We start from the raw sequence: 19,635 nt of genomic DNA, 5'->3' as shown, positions 1-19,635 counted from the left end.
ACGCCTTGATTCAGACGAGACGCGCGCTGTTGCGGCTGCGCTCGTCTTGCTGCGAGCTGACGGATCGCTCGACTCGACGGCAACCGGCGTAGAAACCGAGTTTCTCCCCCTCCTGACTCGCGGCCTCAAAAGCCTCACCGACAAGCTGATGCGAGCGCGGCACACCAGCCGACCTGCACCTCACCAGCGCGGCACCGTCTCCCTTGCAGTCATAGCGACGATTGGCTTCGTAGCCGCCACGTACATCAACGAATACCCGCTGATCGACGCAGCGCTATCGCTCGCCGGCCAATTCTGCGCGGCGCGGCTGTGGCGCCCCCGTCCCTGAATCACTTCCGCGCACGGCATCCGCACCTAATTTTCCGGGCAGACGTCACATTGAAACTTCCGCATACGGATTGACATTTAATTCCGTATGCGGATATCCTCCGGCGGAACGCGTCACCCGACGCGCCCACCGGAGGTTTTCATGAAACCCATTTTTGACGCGCACGGTGCTGCTCGGCGGGCAGCGATCCAGCGCATGCAGCAAAGTTACTTTCCCCCCGCCAAGCAAGCCGAGTCGACGACCGCATGGCGCTTCGTGATGGTCGCGGCTGTCGTCGTGATCCTTGTGAATCTCCTCCCCGGCAATGACGCGCCCCAAGCGCCGACCGCCCGTCCGCATTCGCGCGCGCAGGTGTAGCCATGAGCCGGAACCGCAAATCTCAACCCGGCGCAGCGCGCACAACCATCGCCCTGCTCGTGATCTTCATCGCAGTCGCCGTCAGCACGTTCCGTTCGGAAATGTCAATGGCCAACCGTATCGCGTTCGCGGCCTCGAGCTCGACCGCCGGCTGATCCGAGCATGACAGCGATCGATCGAATCTCCGACGAACAAATCGCCCGCGAGCATCGCCTTCGCTGTCTGCCCGGCCCCGCCTCCGCATCCCTGACCAATCCCGCCCTCCGGATCTGCCTCGCGAACTGCGCGGCGCTTCGGACGCGCGATCAGCAACCGCACGCCAGACACGTCGACATGAAATGTCGCGCGGCCGGCGAAAGTGAAGAGGAGTAAGACCATGCCCCGCCCGATTAAGCGCTTCGAAACCGATGCTCCGCGCGGCAATACCCTTAGTCTGCGGACCATCGTCCGCTACGACCGCGATGCCCGCAGGCCGTCGACGCCGATCCTCGTCGGCAAGACGGTTGTGATGCGCCGACCGATCGCCGACAGCGTCCACACTGAGCACCTGATCATGGACGGTCACGACGTCGTCCGCAGGCAGATTTCGATTCCGAGTGAAGGCGATTGCGAGAGCGCCGTCAACGCGGCACGCCGTCAACGGCAGTCGGCCGAGCGAGCAGCAAAGGCCGCCATCGAGCAGGCCGCGCAGAAAGCGAAGCCGCGACGTAAGCAGGCAGCGAAGGAGGCCGCGTGATGAACGACCGCACGCAACAGCTCGACCTGACCGCACCGATCCAGACCGGGAACACCAAGGCGGCAGCAGCCGCGGCCGGCGCGACCTCCGCCGACCTGTGGATGACGCCATACGAAGCACTGCGCTACGACCCGCGCGACAACGTCCGCCCCGTCGATCCGCAGTGGGTCAAGGAACTGACCGCATCGATGGTGCAGAACGGGTATGACAAGGGCTCCCCGCTCCATTGCTACGCACGCAAGGTCGACGGCAAAGACTATTTCTACGTCTACAAGGGTCAGCATCGCTACCTCGCGGCAGGCGCAGCGATCGCAGCAGGGAAAGACCTCGGAAAGATTCCGATCGTTGTCCGCGATTCGCGTGACGTAAAGCGGTCGGAAATGGTGATCGACGGTTACGTGAGCAATGTATCGAAAGCGTCGTCGCCGCTCGATCTCGCGACGTCGATCGCCGAGCTTCGCGACCTTCACGGACTCGACACCAAAACCATTTGTGCCCGTCTCAACATTTCGGAACAGTCGATCCGTGACGCCGCGCTACTGGAGAAAGCTCCGTCCGAACTACACGACCTCGTCCGCAGCGGCGCGATCGCAGGCACCCTCGCGATCGAAGAGATCCGCGCGCACGGCGGCGACAAGGCGCTCGAACGCATCGTCTCCGGTTTGTCGAAAGCGAAGGAAGCAGGCAAGACCAAGGTGACGAAGAAGCACCTGGGCGGCGACACGCCGGCCGCCAAACCCTCCGCCCCCAAACCGACGAAGATCGACGAGCCGCGCGCAAAGCAACTTTTACAGGCGCTACAGGCTGTCCTACATGATCCCGTATTCGGGAACCTGTCTCCCGGTACGATTTATGCCGTCCATGCGGCATTGACGCCGGTCGCGGACTTGCTCGATGCCGCCCCTGAGCGCCGGACCTACTCCATCGCTACAGCAAACAAGCATGGCGTCTACACCGCCACGGATGTTATCTCCGCACCGAAACTGGAAAGGACTGGCCGCATTCCTGTCGAAATTCGCCTCGCATTGATTGCGGAAGGCCAGTGGATTTTCGGACTGGACTACACGATCGGAACTGCCGGCGGTTCTTCGCCGTGCGGGCACCGCGATGGTGAACCGACCTATCCGACGCGAGTGCAAGCAATTCGCGCGGCCGTACACGTACTCGCTCTCCGCATCAACGCCAGCTCCGCCATGTTGAAGGCCAAAGAGACGACCCACGTTCGTGCATGGCTCGATGAGCTGTACGCCATGCCTGATCCAGACTGGACGCCCGAGCTGGCAGCCAAGCATGTCGCCACGCTGGAGGCCGCCCAATGACCCCGCGCCCGGCTCTTTCTACCCCACGTCCGCTGTCGCGTAAGCGGGAACACGGAAGCGGACGCACAGCTATCGCACTCGCGAGCGTCGACGGCAAATCTGTCGAGAGCGGCAAGCGCGGGCGTGCGCCCGCAAAAGCGATCCAGAAGAACGAAGCGACGCTCACGCGTCGCAAACCTATCCAGACGAACGATACCTCGGCGGTGACCCGCCGAGGCAGAGCCGAGCGCCTCGAGGCGGTGCGCATCGCAATTCGCGAGCTCGTCGTAGAGATCTCGCAGGCGGCCGACGTCGAGCTGCTGGATCTGATGTCCGACGAAACGGGCAGCTACGCCCGCCACAACGCCGCGCAGGAGGCACGCACCTGGGCAGCAACCGCCGGGATCACGCTGGAAACGGGCCTGATGCAACTCGGCCGCGCTCTACCCGCAACCACCTCCGGAGACCAACAATGACCACCGAAAATAGCCGCGCTGATGCGCTGACGGACGAGCAGATCGAACAGATCGCCCGGAATCACGAACTTGACATGCCCGACGGGCAAGACTCGATACCGGCCCTGAAGGCCGCGATCTACGAAGCGCTGGACGCCGCCCCCACTGTCGAGCAGCCCGCAACAGCGACGACGCACCTGAAGGCGCAACTGCGTCGCGCGATGGATCTGCTCGACACACACCTGGGTGACTCCGACGCAATGCTCGAGGGCCGGACTCCGGAAGAGATCGAGGAGGAATTCCCTGCGGCCGCAGCGATGCAGATTATTGTCGGCCTGCATCAAGAAATGCCCGACGAAGGCAGGCCTGCCCCCGCACGCGAACCGGAACCATCGGCGATCCCACACGGCTATGCGCTCGTGCCGATCGAGCCAACACCCAAGATGATCGACGCGTGGACGGCAGCACCAAGCTCCGATCAATCCTACGCAGCCTCGTGGACGAACGCCTACCGCGCAATGCTCACCGCCGCCTTCCCGCCTCCCACGCAGATGGGCGAGCGCACCGATGCCTTGATCATGTCCGGCGATTTTGTGCCAGGCAAACGCGGCTGGATGATGCGGAAAGACGGGGCAATCGTGATCAACACGTCGCCCGAGGTCACGGACGCAGTGGTCGATGTGCGCGCCGAGCGCCGTCGCCAGATCACCGAAAAAGGCTGGACGGTAGAACACGACGACGAGCATGCATGCGGAGAAATCGCAGCGCTCGCCGCGTACTATGCGATGCCCGCAGGCGTTCGCGACTGGCCGGCGGCTGATACCGGCTATGGCGCCACGTTCGGCCAAGGGATCCTGCCCGAGGGCTGGAGCGCGAAGATCGGCGACGACCGTCGACGCGAACTGGTCAAGGCCGGCGCACTGATCCTCGCCGAAATCGAACGGCTTGATCGCGCAGCTGCGCTCGCAAGAGGTAGCCGATGACAACGCCCCCGAAGCGCGCAGTCCAGTTTCGCCTCGAGATGCAGGCGGATACCGTTGACGACCTGTTCAGAGCACTTACCGATCTGGCCACACAAATTTGCGCCGGCCAGCTAAGTACGCACGCGATCAGCGGCGGCGCTTTCAGCAGCCACGAATGCTGGATGACCGTCGCAGATCACCCGACGCATGCCGAGTACATCGAGCAGCTCGAACACTGGCGCGACTGCATCACTGCCGATCGAGGAGGTAACGCGTGAGGACGCTTGACCTGATCGAATGCGCGGAATTCCTCAAGATCGACCGCACCACGCTGCTCGATATCGTTCATCGCGGCGACATCCTCGGTGCCAAGATTGGCCGGGCATGGGTCTTTCTGGAAGACGACGTTGTGGCCTACCTGCGCGAACAGGTGCAGGCGCAAACGCAGAAACGGATCGAGCAGATACGCAGCGGGGCACCTGCGACGGACGAACGAGTGCACCGGGCGATCACAAAGCAACTTTCCGCGACGGACCCGCGCCGGCCGGGGCGAAAAGCACGACCGCTACCGCGATTGCCCGATGTCATGGCCGCGTAGAGCGCGCGGCGCGCCATTTCGACTGCCGTTGTATACTGGTCGTATGGCTGCGCCGCCCAAACCGACAAACAAATTGCCGCCCCGCCAAGCACGAGCAACCACCGTCCTTGGCAAGCGTGCGGCAGGCAGACCGCCGCACCGAGAATTCGGCTTCCCCGAAAATGTTGACGTACCGCTTTTTCTCTGGACTAACGATGGCCCACTGAAAGAGCATCCAGACTATCAGGCGGCAAAAGCCGGCGATTCTGATGCTGCAATTCGCCTTGTCGCTGCGGTTGGGGCACCAATCGTCCAGCAAGTTCTCGCCAAACGAAGTTCGGGAGAGTGGCCAAGAGACTACATATTTGTCGCGCCGCACGCACGGGAAGCCCTTGGCGATAACGCGATTCCTCAAACATTCGCGGTGTTGCTGTCGCTCGCGACGCGGGGGCAGTTGGATTTGGAAATCATCCAGACAGCGAAGGTGTATCACACCGGCGCCGACGCAATGGAAAGGATGATCGCGAGACCATCGTTCAGCGGCCAGGTCGTCCGCGACGGCCAATATGTACTGGTTGACGATGTGACGACTATGGGTGGCACCCTTTGCGACCTTGCCGATCATATTCGACGCGGTGGCGGGGCAGTCATCGGAGCAGTTGTTCTAGTAAATGCGAGTCGCTCTGGTAGACTGTTTCCAGCAAAGAAGACTGTCTCGCGTCTTGAGAAGGAGTATGGCAATGACATTCGGGAAATCTTCGACATTGAACCGGCGGCCCTCACAGCCGATGAAGCGCAGTACCTCCTCGGCTTCCGTACCGCTGAAGAAATCAGAGGCCGTTGCGCTAAAGCACGGGAAACAACGGATCAGCGACTCCGCTCGCGCGGCATTCTCCGCGATGAAGCTGAAGACGGGAAGCGGCGACCGATAAGAGCCTCAAGCGCTCGAGATGCTGCCTACCGAAACTGGCGCTGGATTTGGGGCCGAAACACAAAAAAAGACCGCAATTGAGCGGTCTTTTTTTTGCTGTTACCAAAGCCTTTCCGCCAAATCACTACCCCGCAGGTTTGCATAGCGCATCAAGACCTTGGGATTCGTGTGCCCAGTGATCTTCGCAATTTGAACGTCGCTCAACGTCGTACGCTCATACAGCCGTGACGTTGCCTCGTGCCGCAGGTCATGGAACACGAGATCCGAGCAGCCAGCCGCGTCGAAGATCCGCCCAAACTGCGCCGAGAGCCGAGACGAGACGCGAGCGAGGACCTTGCGCTTCAGCAGCTGCACGCCCTCAGCCCGCATCGACGCCTCCATATCGTCGACCCATGGAAACAACCGGCCGCCGTCGAAGGTGAAGCCGTTCATTTCCGGATCACCCCCATTCACGGCCCCGACGTACCGCTCGTACGCGGCGATCGCGATCGTCGTGAGCGGCACCGAGCGCTTGCTGCCGTTCTTCGTCTTCTCGAGCGACGCCGTCCGGCGGCTAACCTCGAACTGGTCGACCTCCAGCGTGTACATTTCCCGCATCCGCATGGCGGACTCGATACCCAGCTCGAACAGGAACACCAGCGCCGGCCGGTATGGGAGATCGAACGCACGCTCGCGGCCGTTTGGCTTCCCACCGGCCATCAGTCGTCGAATCTCGGCCTGCTCCGCCTCGCTCGGCCTCCGATCCCGGTGCACGTCCTCTTTCGCGTCGACATCCTGCGCCTCCACCGACGCTCGATCTTCATCAGTGTAGGTCGCATATCGCTTCGGGAGCAGTCGGAGCGGGTTGGTCGCCAACATCGGCGTGCCCGATCTCACCACCCAATCGAAGCAGCGGGCCAATGCACCGACGTAGTGTCGGATCGTTGACGGCGAAAGGTGGTCATGACGCTTCATGCTTGTCACCCACTGCTCGACCCACTGGTAATCGAGCGTCGCAAGCGACTTTGCCTTGATGGCTGCTCTGCCGAGGAGCGCATTGAGCACCTGGACGTCGGAGTCGGGCACTGACACGCGGCGCAGGTACGCCCGAATCGCGTCGCCTGTTGTCGCGATCGCTTCGCGCTGCTCGATGACCTCGTCCGGCACGATGCCGGCGTCCAGCAGCTGCTCCAATCGAGCAACGTACGCGTCGCCCTCTTCCTCGGTGTCAAAGGTCAGGGAAAGTGGCTTTGGTAGCAGCTTCGCCCGCTTGATCGTGTATTCCCACGTGCCGGACGGCCGCTGTCGTTTGTTCGCCATGCCTAGATGAATTCGCCTCGATTGCCAATTAGCCGATTGACGGGTGGTTGGCGTCGGTTTGTGGTTGGTTACAGGCGACTTTTTACCACTCTAGGCGACGCATTTCCATCTTTGGAAATGCGCAGAAAAAAGAAAAGCCCTGACGAATCAGGGCTTTATCTCGTTCTACTTGGAGGCGCGAGCCGGAGTCGAACCGGCCTAAACGGCTTTGCAGGCCGCTGCATAACCGCTTTGCTATCGCGCCAAAAGCGGACTGTCCGGATGCCGTGAGGCAAGAGACAGATTTTTTATTCGAGGACCGGAGGTCCATCAAATAAAAAGGGAAGCGTGGCTTCCCCATTACTTGGAGCGGGAGACGAGTCTCGAACTCGCGACCTCAACCTTGGCAAGGTTGCGCTCTACCAACTGAGCTACTCCCGCATTGTCCTGCACCTGCAGCGCTTTGCCGTACCACACGCTGCCAGAAAAATCTGGAGCGGGAGACGAGTCTCGAACTCGCGACCTCAACCTTGGCAAGGTTGCGCTCTACCAACTGAGCTACTCCCGCATGTGTCCTGCATCTGCAGCGCTTTGCCGTACTACACGCTGCCAGAAAAAATCTGGAGCGGGAGACGAGTCTCGAACTCGCGACCTCAACCTTGGCAAGGTTGCGCTCTACCAACTGAGCTACTCCCGCATGCTACTGCCTCCCCGTCACACACTTACTTCGTCGTGCAGCGGAGAAGCGAGATTATGTCGAAGGCACATTCGTGTGTCAAGGGCTTTTCCAGCCCTTTTTCCAAAAAACCTGGTCGACCGAACGCGTGACACGCATCACGCGCCGCCGCGCTCGCGAATTTGCGGCCACGCGAGCTTCATGTAGTACAGCATCGACCAGATCGTCAGCACCGCCGCGAGATACATCAGCCACTCGCCCCATACGCGCGTATCGATCGTGGCGATGCCGAGCGGCAGCGGCCCGTAGAACAGCAGCATCGGAATCGCAACCATCTGGCATGCGGTCTTGAACTTGCCGAGCTGGTTCACCGCCACGCTTTTCGACGCGCCGATCTGCGCCATCCATTCGCGCAGCGCCGAAATCGCGATCTCGCGGCCGACGATCACGAGCGCGATCGCTGCATCGACGCGCGAAATCTGCACGAGGATCAGCAGCGCCGCCGTCACCATCAGCTTGTCCGCGACCGGATCGAGAAAGGCGCCGAACGACGACGTCTGGTTCCACTTGCGGGCTAGAAACCCGTCGAACCAGTCGGTCAGCGCCGCGAGAATGAAGATCGCCGCCGCCGCGAGGTTGCGGTGCGCGCCGCCCATCACCGTGTCCGGCAGATAGAACACGCCGACGACGAGCGGGATCAGCACGATCCGTACCCACGTCAGGAAAATCGGGAAATTGAACGGCATGGCATGCGGGACAGTAAAGGATTCGCAATTGTGCCGTGTCGACCGGCCTGCCACAAGAACGCTGGCGAGGCAGCCGGCCGCACGGCCGCGTCAGTGAAGCTGCTTGTAGATCTGCTCGGCGAGCGCGTGCGAGATGCCCTCGACGCTCGCGAGTTCCTCGACGCTCGCGGCCACCACGCCGCGCAACCCGCCGAACCGCGCGAGCAGCCGCTGCCGGCGCTTCGCGCCCACGCCTTCGAGTTCCTCGAGCCGCGACGTCTGGCGCGCCTTCGCCCGCTTCGCGCGCATGCCGGTGATCGCGAAGCGGTGCGCCTCGTCGCGAATCTGTGCGACGAGCATCAGCGCGGCGCTCTCCTTGCCGAGTTCGAGCGGCGTGCGGCCGTCCGCGAACACGAGCGTCTCGAGGCCGACCTTGCGCCCCTCGCCCTTTGCGACGCCGACCAGCATCGACGTATCGAGGCCGAGCTCGGTGAACACCTGGCGCGCGATTTCGACCTGACCCTTGCCGCCGTCGATCAGCACGATGTTCGGCAGCAGGCTCGACGCCTCGGCCTGGCGCGTCGACTCGCCGTCAATGCCGGCCGCTTCGTCGACAGCTGCCGCCTGGGCCGCCTGCTCGACCATCTTCTCGTAGCGACGCGTGAGCACCTGCCGCATCGCCGCGTAGTCGTCGCCCGGCGTGATCCCGGTGATGTTGTAGCGGCGGTACTCGCCCGACTGCATCTTGTGATGGTGGTAGACGACGCACGACGCCTGCGTCGCCTCGCCCATCGTATGGCTGATGTCGAAGCATTCGATCCGCAGCGTCGCAAGATCGTCGCATTCGTAGCTGAGCGTCTCCGCGAGCGCGCGCGTGCGCGCCTGCTGCGAGCCCTGCTCGGACAGCAGCCGCATGAGCGCGATCTGCGCATTCTGTTCGGCCATCGACAGCCACGCGCGCCGCTGCCCCTGCGGCTGCCGCACCAGCGACACCTTGTGGCCGGCCTGCTCGGACAGCAATTCGAGCAGGTCGCGGCTCGCGGGCGCATGGCTCACGACCAGCACGGGCGGCACGCGATTGCCGAGATAGTGCTGAGCGATGAACGCGTCGAGCACCTCGGCCTCGACCGACGCCGCCGCGTCGCCGCGCGCGCGGCCGGATTCTTCGGCGGGCAGGTCGGGTAATGCGTCAGCCGGTGCATCGGCAGGCGCGGTGGCCGCTTCCGCCAGTTCGGACTCGTCGCCGAGACCGCCTTCGGCGAGCGTCAGCGCGCTTTCGACGTGCGTCGGGAAATACGCCTTGTCGCCGAGATGCCGGCCGCCGCGCACCATCGCAAGGTTCACGCACACGCGCCCGCCCTGCGCGACCACCGCCAGGATGTCGACGTCGCTGTCGCTGCCGACCTCGATCGCCTGCTGGTGCAGCACCGTCGCGAGCGAGCTCATCTGGTTGCGCACGGCCGCCGCCTGCTCGAATTTCAGCTCGGACGCGAACGCGTGCATCTTCTGCTCGAGCTCCTTCATCACTTCGGACTGCCGGCCGAGCAGGAAACGCGCGGCGTTCGACACGTCGATCGCGTAATCCTCGTCGGAGATCGCGCCGACGCACGGCGCCGTGCAGCGCCCGATCTGATGCAGCAGGCACGGCCGGGTGCGGTTGTTGAAGACCGAATCCTCGCAGGTGCGCAACTGGAACACGCGCTGCAGGATCTGGATGCTCTCGCGCACGGCCCAGGCGCTCGGGAACGGCCCGAAATACTGGTTCTGCTTGTCGACCGAGCCGCGGTAATAGGCCATGCGCGGAAAGCGGTGTGCGGTGAGCTTCAGGTACGGATACGACTTGTCGTCGCGAAACAGGATGTTGTAGCGCGGCGCGAGCGCCTTGATCAGGTTGTTCTCGAGCAGCAGCGCTTCGGCCTCCGAACGCGTGACGGTCGTCTCGATGCGCGCGATGCGCGTGACCATCATCGCGATGCGCGGCGACAGCTGCGTCTTCGTGAAATAGCTCGATACGCGCTTCTTCAGGTCGCGTGCCTTGCCGACATAGAGCACGGCGCCCGTCGTGTCGTAATAGCGATAGACGCCCGGCATGTGCGGCAACTGCGCAAGGATCTTCTTCGGTTCGAACGGGGTATCGGGAGCTTCAGGGGATGTCATGCGTGATCCGGGCGCCTTGTAACGCGGAACGGGTCTATTAGAATCGCCAGTTTAGAGCATTCACCGGCCCGCTTCGATGCCACGCACCACCGCTGCCCCCCTGCCCGCCGCGCCGGGCGAACCGATCGCCTGCGACCTCTTCTGCAACGTGATCGACAATTTCGGCGACATCGGCGTCTGCTGGCGCCTCGCGCGCCAGCTCGCGCACGAGCACGGCTGGCAGGTTCGCCTGTTCATCGACGACCTGCGCACGTTCTCGTGCCTGCTGCCTGGCGTCGATCCCGACGCGGGTCGGCAGACGGTCGACACGATCGTGGTCGAACACTGGCATGCGGAAGTCGGCGACGCGCTGGAGATCGCCGATGTCGTGATCGAAGCGTTCGCGTGCGAGTTGCCCGGCGCGTATCTCGCGGCGATGGCGCGCCGCGCGCGCCGCCCCGTGTGGATCAACCTCGAATACCTGAGCGCCGAGGACTGGGTCGCCGACTTCCATCTGCGCCCGTCGCCGCATCCGCGCTACCCGCTGCTGAAGACGTTCTTCTTCCCCGGCCTGTCGGCCGGCACCGGCGGCGTCCTGAAGGAGCACGACCTCGATTCGCGCCGCACGGCCTTCGAAGCCGACGCGGCGGCGCGCGACGCATGGTGGCGGCGCGCGACCGGCGGCGCGCCGCCGGCCGCCGGCACGACGGTCGTCAGCCTGTTCGCGTACGAGAATCCGGCCGTCGACGCGCTGCTCGCGCAGTGGCGCGACGGCCCGTCGCCGGTCGTCGCGCTCGTGCCGGCCGGCCGCGTGTCGCCTGCCGTCGCGCGTTTTTTCGGGGTCGAGTCGTTCGACGCGGGCACGCATGCGCACAGCGGCAACCTGACGGCACACGGGCTCGCGTTCGTCCCCCAGGCTGACTACGATCCATTGCTGTGGGCGGCCGACATCAATTTCGTGCGCGGCGAGGATTCTTTCGTCCGCGCGCAGTGGGCACGCAAGCCGTTCGTGTGGCACATCTATCCGCAGGCCGACGACGTGCACCTGCCGAAGCTCGACGCCGCGCTCGCGCACCTGTCGGCCGGCCTCGCCGACGCGCCGCGCACGGCGCTCGAGCGGTTCTGGCATGCCTGGAACGGCGCCGGCACGCCCGACTGGGCGGATTTCTGGCAGCACCGCGCCGCACTGGACGCCAACGCGGCCCGCTGGGCCGATGCGCTCGCGGCCGTCGGCGATCTCACGGGAAAGCTGGCGGAATACGCAAAATCTCAGTTAAAATAAGCGGTTATCCGACGGCCGACCACGCAAGCGCTTGCTTTTGGCGCCCACCGGAACGCGTCTGCTTGGCGCCTCACCCGTTGTGCAACGCTCAGGCACCTATTTATTTGATTTGATCAGGACAGTTTTTTATGAAAACCGCACAGGAACTCCGCGTAGGCAACGTCGTGCAGATCGGCAGCGACGCATGGGTCATCGCCAAGGCTGAATACAACAAGTCGGGCCGTAACTCCGCCGTCGTCAAGATGAAGATGAAGAACCTGCTGACGAATGCAGGCCAGGAAGCGGTCTACAAGGCTGACGACAAGTTCGACGTCGTCGTGCTCGACCGCAAGGAAGTGACGTATTCGTACTTCGCCGACCCGATGTACGTGTTCATGGACGCCGACTACAACCAGTTCGAAGTCGAAGCCGAAATGATGGGCGAAGCGCTGAACTACCTCGAAGACGGCATGGCTTGCGAAGTCGTGTTCTACAACGAGAAGGCGATCTCGGTCGAACTGCCGACGGTCCTCGTTCGCGAGATCACCTACACGGAACCGGCAGTCAAGGGCGACACGTCGTCGGGCAAGGTGCTGAAGAACGCCAAGCTCGCAACGGGCTTCGAACTGCAAGTGCCGCTGTTCTGCAACACCGGCGACAAGATCGAAATCGATACGCGCACGAACGAATACCGCAGCCGCGCGTAATCGCCAGCGACGCCCGCATCGAACAAAGCGCCCTTCGGGGCGCTTTTTGTTTGTCTTGCGGCAACAAGCGCGCGCGGGCAAGGCTCATGTAAAGCACAAAATCCACCGGTAAAGATATTCAATTTGTATCATCGGTAACTGTTTTATAGCGCCGGAGAAATAATGCTCGTTACGCGTTCAGCGGGGCATAAAATCAGTTTTTAATCTGACATGCGGCTGCGGCCCAGATGACCGACAGCCCGCCTCTCTTGACTCGACTCGCGTCCACCATGCCACACGCCCTGATTGTCGAAGACGATCCCAACAGTCTGTCCGGTCTCACCGCGCTGCTCGCCGCGGACGGCTTCTCGGTCGACACGGCCACGTCGCTCGCCGAAGCGCGCACGGCGCTCGGCCGCTCGATTCCCGATGTCGTGCTCGTCGACCTGAACCTGCCGGACGGCAGCGGGTTCGACCTGCTCCAGCACCTGCCGCAGCAACAGCCGAACGGCTCGCTGCCCGTCATCGTGCTGACGGGCAATGCGACGGTCGAGAGCGCCATCGAGGGCCTGCGTCACGGCATCTGGGACTACCTGCTGAAGCCGATCAACATTCCGCGCCTGCGCAGCCTGCTCGCGCGGATCCCCCGCCCGTACGAACTGATCGACGAAGTGCAGTCGTTGCGCGCGTCGCTGCGCCATCTCGGACGCTTCGGCGCGCTGGTCGGCCGCAGCGACGCGATGCAGCACGTGTACGACATGATCGAGCACAACGCGCGCACCGAAACGGCCGTCCTGTTCTCCGGCGAAGCCGGTACCGGCAAGAAGCTGGCCGCGCGCACGCTGCACGACCTGAGCCGGCGCCGCAAGGGGCCGTTCGTGTCGTTCGACTGCAGGACGATCGCGCAGGCCGGCCGGCACGGCGCATCGCTCGACAGCGTACTGTTCGGCCATGAGCGCGGCGCGTTCGACGGCGCCGAGCGCCGCGAATCGGGCCTGTTCGAGCAGGCCGGCGGCGGCACGCTGTTCCTCGACGAAATCACCGCGCTGCCGCTCGTGCTGCAGGAAGCGCTGCTGCATGCACTCGATTCGCAGAACTTCATGCGGATCGGCGGCACGAGTTCGATCACGAGCGATTTCCGGCTGATCGCGACCACGCGCCGCCCGGCACGCGAAGCGGTCGCGAACGGTACGCTGCGCGAGGATCTGTGGTTGCGCCTCGACGCGGCGTCGATCACGATGCCGCCGCTGCGCGAGCGCGACGGCGATGCACTCGCGATCGGCGACGCGCTGATCGACGAGCTGAACCGCGAAGCGCGCGCAACCGGCCGCAGCACGACCGACAAGCGCGCGGCACCGGGCTTCGTGCGCGAATGCCTGTCCTACGAATGGCCGGGCAACGTGCGCGAACTGCAGGAACGCGTGCGCTTCGCGTACGACGCATCGGGCGATTTCATCGAGACGCTGCGCGCGGGCGAGCCGAGTTTCTCGGCCGGCGCCGCGCTGAACGGCAGCAGCGTGCAGATCAAGGTCGGCACGCCGCTGTCCGACGTCGAGGATCTGCTGATCCGCGCGACGCTCGATGCGGTCGGCGGTACGCGCCACCGCGCGGCCACGCTGCTCGGCATCAGCCCGAAGACGCTGTACAACAAGCTGCAGCGGATGAAGGTGAACTGAGCGGGCGTCGATGCTTGCAGGCGCTGGCGGAATCAGACCGTTAGTTGCGCCAAGAGCATCACCGTCCCGGGGCCGCTTGACTCGTGACGCTACCCGTTCGCACTTGCAGTAACCCATGAAAAAGCCGCGCAGTTGCGCGGCTTTTTGTTTCGGCGACCGGGGAATGGCACACGTCGCGCCATCCCCTCCCCGCTCATGCCAGTGCGCTGCTCAACAACGCCTGCGCCTGCAGGTATTCGGGCTGCGCGATCAGCTTGTCCCACTTCGGTGCCTTGCCGCGCGCGCGCATCCGCTTGAGGCGTCGCACCGACTCGTCCGTTGCCCGCGCCTTCAACCCGTTCAGCACGACCTCGGCCGCGTCCGGCTGGTTGCAGACGAGCACCATGTCGCAGCCGGCAGCGAGCGCGGCGTCGGCCGCCTGCGTGAGCGTACCGCCTTCGCGCGCGGCTTCCATCGACAGGTCGTCGCTGAAGATCGCGCCGGTGAAGCCGAGCCGCCCGCGCAGGATGTCCTGCAGCCACACGCGCGAGAAACCGGCCGGCCGTTTGTCGACCTGCGTGTAGATCACGTGCGCGGGAATCACCGCGGACAGCGACAAGCCGAGCCAGTCGTAAGGCGCGACGTCCTGCTTGAGGATTGCATCGAGCGTGCGGTCGTCGGTCGGCAGCGCGACGTGCGAGTCGGCCTCCGCGAAACCGTGCCCCGGGAAATGCTTGCCGCAGTTCGCCATCCCGGCGAGCGACAGCCCATGGTTCAGGCTCTTCGCGAGCAGCGTGACGACGCGCGCATCGCGATGGAACGCGCGATCGCCGATCACTTTCGAGTGCCCGTAATCGAGGTCGAGCACGGGGGTGAAACTCATGTCGATCCCGCATGCGCGCAATTCCGCGGCCAGGATATAGCCGACGGCCGTCGCGACCTTCGTCGCGAGCAGCACGTCGCGATCCCACAGCTCGCCGAGGCGCCGCATCGCGGGCAGCACGGTGAAGCCATCGGTGCGGAAACGCTGCACGCGCCCGCCTTCGTGATCGACTGCGATCAGGATGTCTTCGCGCACCGCGCGGATCGAGTCGGTCAGCGCGGTCAGTTGCGCACGGTTCTGGAAGTGCCGCGCGAACAGGATCACGCCACCGGTATTCGGATGCGCGAGGCGCCGCGCATCGTCGCGCGACAGGGCCGTGCCGACGACGTCGAGCATGACCGGGCCGGGAGTCGTTTTCATCGAATCGGGAATTCCGTCAGGAGGAGGTTCGGGAAACAGGGGCAGGCGCGGCGTCCGTCTCGGCGATCACGAACGACACCGCGTAGTCGCGCTCGTCGCTGACCGTCACGCGCGCCGTGATGCCGCGGGCGGCAAGCCAGTCGGCCAGCTCGCCCGACGCGACCACGTACGGCTCGCCGCTCGGGTGGTTGAGGGTCTGCAGCGCACGCCACGTCATCGGCCAGTGCATGCCGAGCCCGATCGCCTTCGAGAACGCTTCCTTCGCGGAAAAGCGCGTCGCGAGGAACGCGATGCCGCGCGCCTCGGAGCGGGCGCGGCGCGCATGGAACACGCGCAGTTCGTCGGGGCCCAGCACCTTTTCGGCAAACCGGCCGCCCGTGCGTTCGAGCACGGCCGCGACGCGGCTCACCTGTGCGATGTCGGTACCGATGCCGTAGATCGCCATGTCAGTACGCGCCGGTATGGCCTGGCTGAGCCGGGTCACGCATGACGTACGATGCGCAGCGGCCTTTCATCTTCACCGCGCGCCGCCATGCAGCGCGGCAACGCGTGCGGCGACCATGATCGCCTTCATTTCGCGCACCGCGTTGTCCCAGCCCGCGAAAATCGCATGGGCGACGATCGCATGGCCGATGTTCAGCTCGACGATGCCGTCGATCGCGGCGATCTGCTGCACGTTCGTGTAGTGCAGCCCGTGACCGGCATTGACCTTCAGGCCGAGCTGCGCACCGGCCTGTACGCCCGCGACGATGCGCTCGTATTCGCGCTGCTGCCCGGCTTCGTCGTGCGCTTCGGCATAACGGCCGGTATGCAGCTCGATCACCGGCGCGCCTGCTTCGTGCGCGGCACGGATCTGCGTCTCGTCCGGGTCGATGAACAGCGACACGCGCACGCCCACGTCGGCAAGCTGCTTGCACGCCGCACGCACGGCCTCGAAGCGGCCGGCGACATCGAGACCGCCTTCGGTCGTCAGTTCCTCGCGCTTCTCGGGCACGAGGCACGCGTCGTGAGGGCGCACTTCGCAGGCGATATCGAGCATCTCGGCCGTCACCGCGCATTCGAGATTCATGCGCGTCTTCAGCAGCGGGCGCAGCTTGCGCACATCCGCATCGACGATGTGGCGGCGATCCTCGCGCAGATGCAGCGTGATCGCGTCGGCGCCGGCTTCCTCGGCGGCGAGCGCCGCGCGGATCGGATCGGGATAGGTCGTGCCGCGCGCATTGCGCAGCGTCGCGACGTGGTCGATGTTCACGCCGAGGTCGATGGCGGTGGGCGTTGTCAGGAAGAAGCTCATAGGTTTTGCAGGTCGATCAGGATCTGACGCGTGGCAAGCGGCGTACCGCCGAGATAGGTGTTCAGCAGGAAGCGCATCAGCGTCTTGCTTTGCGCAACCGTCTGGGCTCGATGGTAATCGTCCTGCTCCATGTCGAGCAACGTCTGCCCGGAAATGACCGGCCAGTGCGACGGAACTTCGTCGTCCGCGTTGCGCACGCCTCGCTCGGGATCGAACACGTAGCGGCGGTCAGGCTCGACCGCGCGGCGCGCGACCGTGCGGTTCAGCGCCATCGCGTAGCCGGTCTCGCGCAACAGCACGCGCTCGAACGAGCGCAGTACCTGCACCGCGGGCTCGCCGTGGGCGAGGCGCGTGAGGGTCAGCACGTAGTGGTTGAAGAGCGGCGGCTGGGGATCCTCGCGCGCGCAGAATTTCACGAGCAGCTCGTTCGCGTAGAAACCGCACAGCAGCCCGTCGCCGCCGAGCGGCAGCATCCCGCCGACCCACTCGGCGCCCGTCAGCGTGCGCACCTCGGATTTGCCCGACCACGACAGCAGCAGCGGCTGGAAAGTCTGCAGTACACCGCGCAGCGCGGAGTGCGGGCGCTTCGCGCCCTTCGCGACGAGCGCGAGCCGGCCGTGATCGCGCGTCAGCACGTCGACGATCAGGCTCGTTTCACGATACGGATAACTGTGCAGCACGAACGCCGGCTGCTCGGCGACGCGGAAATCGGACGTGCGAGACGTCGCGCGCCGCGCCTTGCGCGGCGGTTCGGGCGGTGCCGGCAGCGGCGCGTCGTTCGCGCCGGCCGTCACCGCGTCTTCGGTCGACGTCAGTGCGTCATTCGTACCCATAGGCACGCAGCCCCGCCTCGTTGTCGGCCCAGCCGCTCTTCACCTTCACGAAGGTCTCGAGGTACACGGGGCCGTCGAACAGCTTCTCCATGTCCATCCGCGCCTCGGTGCTGATCTGCTTGAGCTTCTCGCCCTTCTTGCCGATCACCATCGCCTTGTGCGAATCGCGCTCGACGAGGATCGTCGCGAAGATGCGCTTCAGGCGCCCTTCCTCCTCGAACTTGTCGATCAGCACGGTGCTCGTGTACGGCAGTTCGTCGCCGGTCCAGCGGAACACCTTCTCGCGCAGGATTTCGGCGGCGAGGAAGCGCGAGCTGCGGTCGGTCAACTCGTCCTCGCCGTAGATCGGCTCGCCTTCCGGCAGGTACGGCTTGATCGTGTCCAGCAGGCGCTTGATGTCTTCCGGACGCTGCGCCGACAGCGGCACGAGCTCGGTGAACTCGCGCAGCGTGCTCATCTGCTGCATGAACGGGAACAGCGACGCCTTGTCGGTCACGCGGTCGATCTTGTTCGCGATCAGCAGCGTCGGCATGCCGGGCGGGATCAGGTCGAGCACCTTCTGGTCGTCGGGGCCGAAGCGGCCGGCCTCGATCACGAACAGGATCACGTCGACCGACGTCAGCGTCGACGTGACCGCGCGGTTCAGCGAACGGTTCAGCGCGGTGCTGTGACGGGTCTGGAAGCCGGGCGTGTCGACGAACACGAATTGCGCGTCGTCGAACGTATTGATGCCGGTGATGCGGTGGCGGGTCGTCTGCGCCTTGCGCGACGTGATGCTGATCTTCTGGCCGACGAGTGCGTTCATCAACGTCGACTTGCCGACGTTCGGGCGGCCCACGATCGCGATCATGCCGCAACGGAAACCGGTAGGAGCGGGAGTGTTCATATCGTTTGGGAGACAGGTTCGGAAACGGCCGCGCGGCGCGCGGCACGATCGATGGGCAATTCAGTGGTCGGCATCGGCCACGCGCGCCTGCGCGGCAGCGAGGCTCACGCCGCCCGGCGGCGTCTCGGAATCCGGTGCCGCCGTATCGCGCGTGCGCGCAGCCGTGCGCGAAGCGGAGTCGGTACCGGCGGAAGTCTTGTCGGCGGACGCGGGGGCCGGATCGGCGGCCTGGGCAGCCGGCTTGTCGGCTGCGCGTGCGGCGGGCACGGCTTCGGCGGGTTTCTCCACGGCCTTGTCGGGTCGCTCGGCCGGCTTCTCAGCCGGCTTTTCGGCAGCCTTGTCGACCGCCGGCTTCGCCGCCCGTTCACCCTTCTCGGCAGCTGCGTCGACATGCGCCGCGCGAATCGCGGCCATCGGCGCCGCGGCCGGTTCATTACCGGTCGCCGCGGTTGCCGCAGGCGCCGCACCGGCCGCCCTCGCCTCGCGCGCCGCCGCGCGTTCCTTGCGCTCCGGCGAGCGCAGGTCGAGCGCTTCCTGCACACCCTTCACGCCCGGCACGATTTCGGGTTCGACATGCTTCGACCCGCGTGCGTTTTTCGAGCGCTTCGGCTTGGCGGCCAGCATCGGCGCGGCCGCCATCACCTCGTCGAGCGCCTTCTTCGCGGCGGCCTGCTCGGCCGCGCGCCGGCTCGCACCGGAGCCCGACACCTTCACGTCGAGCTTCGGCACCGTGCATTCGACCTCGAATTGCTGATTGTGCGCCGCACCATGCGTGGCGACCACCGTGTAAGTCGGCAGCGCGATCTTGTGCCCCTGCAGGTATTCCTGCAGCAGCGTCTTCGCGTCCTTGCCGAGCGTGCGCGGATCGATGTGGTCGAGAATCGGGATATAGAGGCGCTTGATGACCCCTTGGGCGGCTTCGAAGCCGCCATCGAGGAACACGGCCCCGATGATGGCTTCGAACGCGTCCGCGAGGATCGACGGGCGGCGGAACCCGCCGCTGCGCAGCTCGCCCTCGCCCAGCCGCAGGCCGTCCGAGATATTCAGGGCCTGAGCAATTTCGTACAGCGACTGCTGTTTGACGAGGTTGGCGCGTACGCGCGACAGGTCGCCTTCGTCCAGCTTGCTGAAACGCTGGAACAAAAGGGCAGCCACCGCGCAATTCAGAACGGAATCGCCGAGAAACTCGAGCCGTTCGTTGTGCGTGGCACTGTGACTGCGATGGGTCAAAGCCTGGCGCAACAATTCCGCATTGCGAAATTCGTAGCGCAGCCGGCTTTCCAACTGGGATAAGGGCATGTGCAGGAGTATAACGCGG

At 64.7% G+C, this 19,635-nt stretch carries 23 protein-coding genes and 4 tRNA genes; 14 read left to right on the top strand and 13 right to left on the bottom strand.

Annotated features, from left to right (window positions below):
* Positions 1 to 46 precede the first annotated feature (46 nt).
* The 11 genes from AB3K92_RS28020 (at position 47) to AB3K92_RS27970 (ending at position 5,725) form a co-directional block, all read left to right on the top strand.
* Positions 47 to 328, top strand: coding sequence for a hypothetical protein (locus AB3K92_RS28020; protein WP_175897831.1), 282 nt, complete (start codon positions 47 to 49; stop codon positions 326 to 328).
* Between the two features lie 141 nt (positions 329 to 469).
* A complete protein-coding gene (locus AB3K92_RS28015; protein WP_175897832.1) occupies positions 470 to 685 on the top strand; it encodes a hypothetical protein in 216 nt (71 codons plus the stop codon).
* Positions 686 to 687: 2 nt separating this feature from the next.
* Positions 688 to 840 carry a hypothetical protein gene (locus AB3K92_RS28010; RefSeq protein WP_175897833.1) on the top strand — a complete coding sequence of 51 codons (153 nt, stop codon included), beginning with the start codon at positions 688 to 690 and terminating at the stop codon, positions 838 to 840.
* 7 nt (positions 841 to 847) lie between these two features.
* The gene (locus AB3K92_RS28005; RefSeq protein ID WP_175897834.1) at positions 848 to 1,057 is read left to right on the top strand and encodes a hypothetical protein; all 210 of its coding nucleotides are present in this window, start codon (positions 848 to 850) and stop codon (positions 1,055 to 1,057) included.
* A gap of 4 nt (positions 1,058 to 1,061) precedes the next feature.
* Complete coding sequence (locus tag AB3K92_RS28000; protein ID WP_369466248.1) at positions 1,062 to 1,421, top strand: beta-hexosaminidase; 360 nt, start codon at positions 1,062 to 1,064, stop codon at positions 1,419 to 1,421.
* Entirely contained in the window at positions 1,421 to 2,740 is a 1,320-nt protein-coding gene (locus AB3K92_RS27995) for a pyridoxal phosphate biosynthetic protein PdxJ (protein ID WP_369466246.1), read from the top strand. The genes AB3K92_RS28000 and AB3K92_RS27995 overlap by 1 nt, the downstream gene beginning before the upstream one ends.
* The gene (locus tag AB3K92_RS27990; RefSeq protein ID WP_369466245.1) at positions 2,737 to 3,195 is read left to right on the top strand and encodes a hypothetical protein; all 459 of its coding nucleotides are present in this window, start codon (positions 2,737 to 2,739) and stop codon (positions 3,193 to 3,195) included. The genes AB3K92_RS27995 and AB3K92_RS27990 overlap by 4 nt, the downstream gene beginning before the upstream one ends.
* Positions 3,192 to 4,157, top strand: a complete 966-nt coding sequence (locus AB3K92_RS27985) for a hypothetical protein (RefSeq protein ID WP_369466244.1) — start codon at positions 3,192 to 3,194, stop codon at positions 4,155 to 4,157. Before AB3K92_RS27990 ends, AB3K92_RS27985 begins: the two co-directional genes overlap by 4 nt.
* Entirely contained in the window at positions 4,154 to 4,414 is a 261-nt protein-coding gene (locus AB3K92_RS27980; protein ID WP_369466243.1) for a hypothetical protein, read from the top strand. Before AB3K92_RS27985 ends, AB3K92_RS27980 begins: the two co-directional genes overlap by 4 nt.
* Positions 4,411 to 4,734 carry a helix-turn-helix domain-containing protein gene (locus AB3K92_RS27975; protein ID WP_369466242.1) on the top strand — a complete coding sequence of 108 codons (324 nt, stop codon included), beginning with the start codon at positions 4,411 to 4,413 and terminating at the stop codon, positions 4,732 to 4,734. The genes AB3K92_RS27980 and AB3K92_RS27975 overlap by 4 nt, the downstream gene beginning before the upstream one ends.
* Positions 4,735 to 4,777: 43 nt before the next feature.
* The gene (locus AB3K92_RS27970) at positions 4,778 to 5,725 is read left to right on the top strand and encodes a phosphoribosyltransferase (RefSeq protein ID WP_175897839.1); all 948 of its coding nucleotides are present in this window, start codon (positions 4,778 to 4,780) and stop codon (positions 5,723 to 5,725) included.
* A gap of 18 nt (positions 5,726 to 5,743) precedes the next feature.
* On the opposite strand, the gene AB3K92_RS27965 is transcribed toward AB3K92_RS27970, so the two are convergent.
* The 7 genes from AB3K92_RS27965 to uvrC all read right to left on the bottom strand — a co-directional run bounded on the left by AB3K92_RS27965 (position 5,744) and on the right by uvrC (position 10,480).
* The gene (locus AB3K92_RS27965; protein ID WP_369466241.1) at positions 5,744 to 6,943 is read right to left on the bottom strand and encodes a site-specific integrase; all 1,200 of its coding nucleotides are present in this window, start codon (positions 6,941 to 6,943) and stop codon (positions 5,744 to 5,746) included.
* A 170-nt stretch (positions 6,944 to 7,113) separates the two neighbouring features.
* Positions 7,114 to 7,187 (bottom strand) — tRNA-Cys (locus tag AB3K92_RS27960).
* A 100-nt stretch (positions 7,188 to 7,287) separates the two neighbouring features.
* A tRNA-Gly gene (locus AB3K92_RS27955) sits at positions 7,288 to 7,363 on the bottom strand.
* A gap of 51 nt (positions 7,364 to 7,414) precedes the next feature.
* A tRNA-Gly gene (locus tag AB3K92_RS27950) sits at positions 7,415 to 7,490 on the bottom strand.
* A gap of 53 nt (positions 7,491 to 7,543) precedes the next feature.
* Positions 7,544 to 7,619, bottom strand: a tRNA-Gly gene (locus tag AB3K92_RS27945).
* A gap of 137 nt (positions 7,620 to 7,756) precedes the next feature.
* Positions 7,757 to 8,344 carry a CDP-diacylglycerol--glycerol-3-phosphate 3-phosphatidyltransferase gene (gene pgsA / locus AB3K92_RS27940; RefSeq protein ID WP_021163085.1) on the bottom strand — a complete coding sequence of 196 codons (588 nt, stop codon included), beginning with the start codon at positions 8,342 to 8,344 and terminating at the stop codon, positions 7,757 to 7,759.
* A 90-nt stretch (positions 8,345 to 8,434) separates the two neighbouring features.
* A complete protein-coding gene (uvrC, locus tag AB3K92_RS27935) occupies positions 8,435 to 10,480 on the bottom strand; it encodes an excinuclease ABC subunit UvrC (RefSeq protein WP_021163084.1) in 2,046 nt (681 codons plus the stop codon).
* A 76-nt stretch (positions 10,481 to 10,556) separates the two neighbouring features.
* On the opposite strand from uvrC, the gene earP reads away from it, so the two are divergent.
* The 3 genes from earP (at position 10,557) to AB3K92_RS27920 (ending at position 14,082) form a co-directional block, all read left to right on the top strand.
* Positions 10,557 to 11,741: an elongation factor P maturation arginine rhamnosyltransferase EarP gene (gene earP, locus AB3K92_RS27930; protein WP_369466240.1), complete on the top strand. Its 1,185-nt coding sequence runs from the start codon at positions 10,557 to 10,559 to the stop codon at positions 11,739 to 11,741.
* 128 nt (positions 11,742 to 11,869) lie between these two features.
* The gene (gene efp, locus AB3K92_RS27925) at positions 11,870 to 12,427 is read left to right on the top strand and encodes an elongation factor P (RefSeq protein ID WP_011351421.1); all 558 of its coding nucleotides are present in this window, start codon (positions 11,870 to 11,872) and stop codon (positions 12,425 to 12,427) included.
* Between the two features lie 269 nt (positions 12,428 to 12,696).
* Positions 12,697 to 14,082, top strand: coding sequence for a sigma-54 dependent transcriptional regulator (locus AB3K92_RS27920; RefSeq protein ID WP_027788001.1), 1,386 nt, complete (start codon positions 12,697 to 12,699; stop codon positions 14,080 to 14,082).
* Positions 14,083 to 14,275: 193 nt separating this feature from the next.
* On the opposite strand, the gene nagZ is transcribed toward AB3K92_RS27920, so the two are convergent.
* The 6 genes from nagZ to rnc all read right to left on the bottom strand — a co-directional run bounded on the left by nagZ (position 14,276) and on the right by rnc (position 19,616).
* A complete protein-coding gene (gene nagZ / locus AB3K92_RS27915) occupies positions 14,276 to 15,304 on the bottom strand; it encodes a beta-N-acetylhexosaminidase (RefSeq protein ID WP_021159684.1) in 1,029 nt (342 codons plus the stop codon).
* Between the two features lie 16 nt (positions 15,305 to 15,320).
* On the bottom strand, positions 15,321 to 15,749 hold the full coding sequence (gene acpS, locus AB3K92_RS27910) for a holo-ACP synthase (RefSeq protein ID WP_021159685.1): 429 nt from the start codon (positions 15,747 to 15,749) through the stop codon (positions 15,321 to 15,323).
* A 72-nt stretch (positions 15,750 to 15,821) separates the two neighbouring features.
* The gene (gene pdxJ, locus AB3K92_RS27905; RefSeq protein WP_059486583.1) at positions 15,822 to 16,598 is read right to left on the bottom strand and encodes a pyridoxine 5'-phosphate synthase; all 777 of its coding nucleotides are present in this window, start codon (positions 16,596 to 16,598) and stop codon (positions 15,822 to 15,824) included.
* A complete protein-coding gene (gene recO, locus AB3K92_RS27900; protein ID WP_021159687.1) occupies positions 16,595 to 17,431 on the bottom strand; it encodes a DNA repair protein RecO in 837 nt (278 codons plus the stop codon). Before recO ends, pdxJ begins: the two co-directional genes overlap by 4 nt.
* Positions 17,418 to 18,317 carry a GTPase Era gene (gene era / locus AB3K92_RS27895; protein WP_027788003.1) on the bottom strand — a complete coding sequence of 300 codons (900 nt, stop codon included), beginning with the start codon at positions 18,315 to 18,317 and terminating at the stop codon, positions 17,418 to 17,420. Before era ends, recO begins: the two co-directional genes overlap by 14 nt.
* Positions 18,318 to 18,377: 60 nt before the next feature.
* Positions 18,378 to 19,616: a ribonuclease III gene (gene rnc, locus AB3K92_RS27890; RefSeq protein ID WP_059620761.1), complete on the bottom strand. Its 1,239-nt coding sequence runs from the start codon at positions 19,614 to 19,616 to the stop codon at positions 18,378 to 18,380.
* Positions 19,617 to 19,635 lie beyond the last annotated feature (19 nt).

The organism is Burkholderia sp. Bmkn7 (genome assembly GCF_041103175.1).
In the GTDB taxonomy this organism is placed as follows: domain Bacteria; phylum Pseudomonadota; class Gammaproteobacteria; order Burkholderiales; family Burkholderiaceae; genus Burkholderia; species Burkholderia cepacia.
This window is presented reverse-complemented; position numbering and strand designations above follow the sequence as displayed.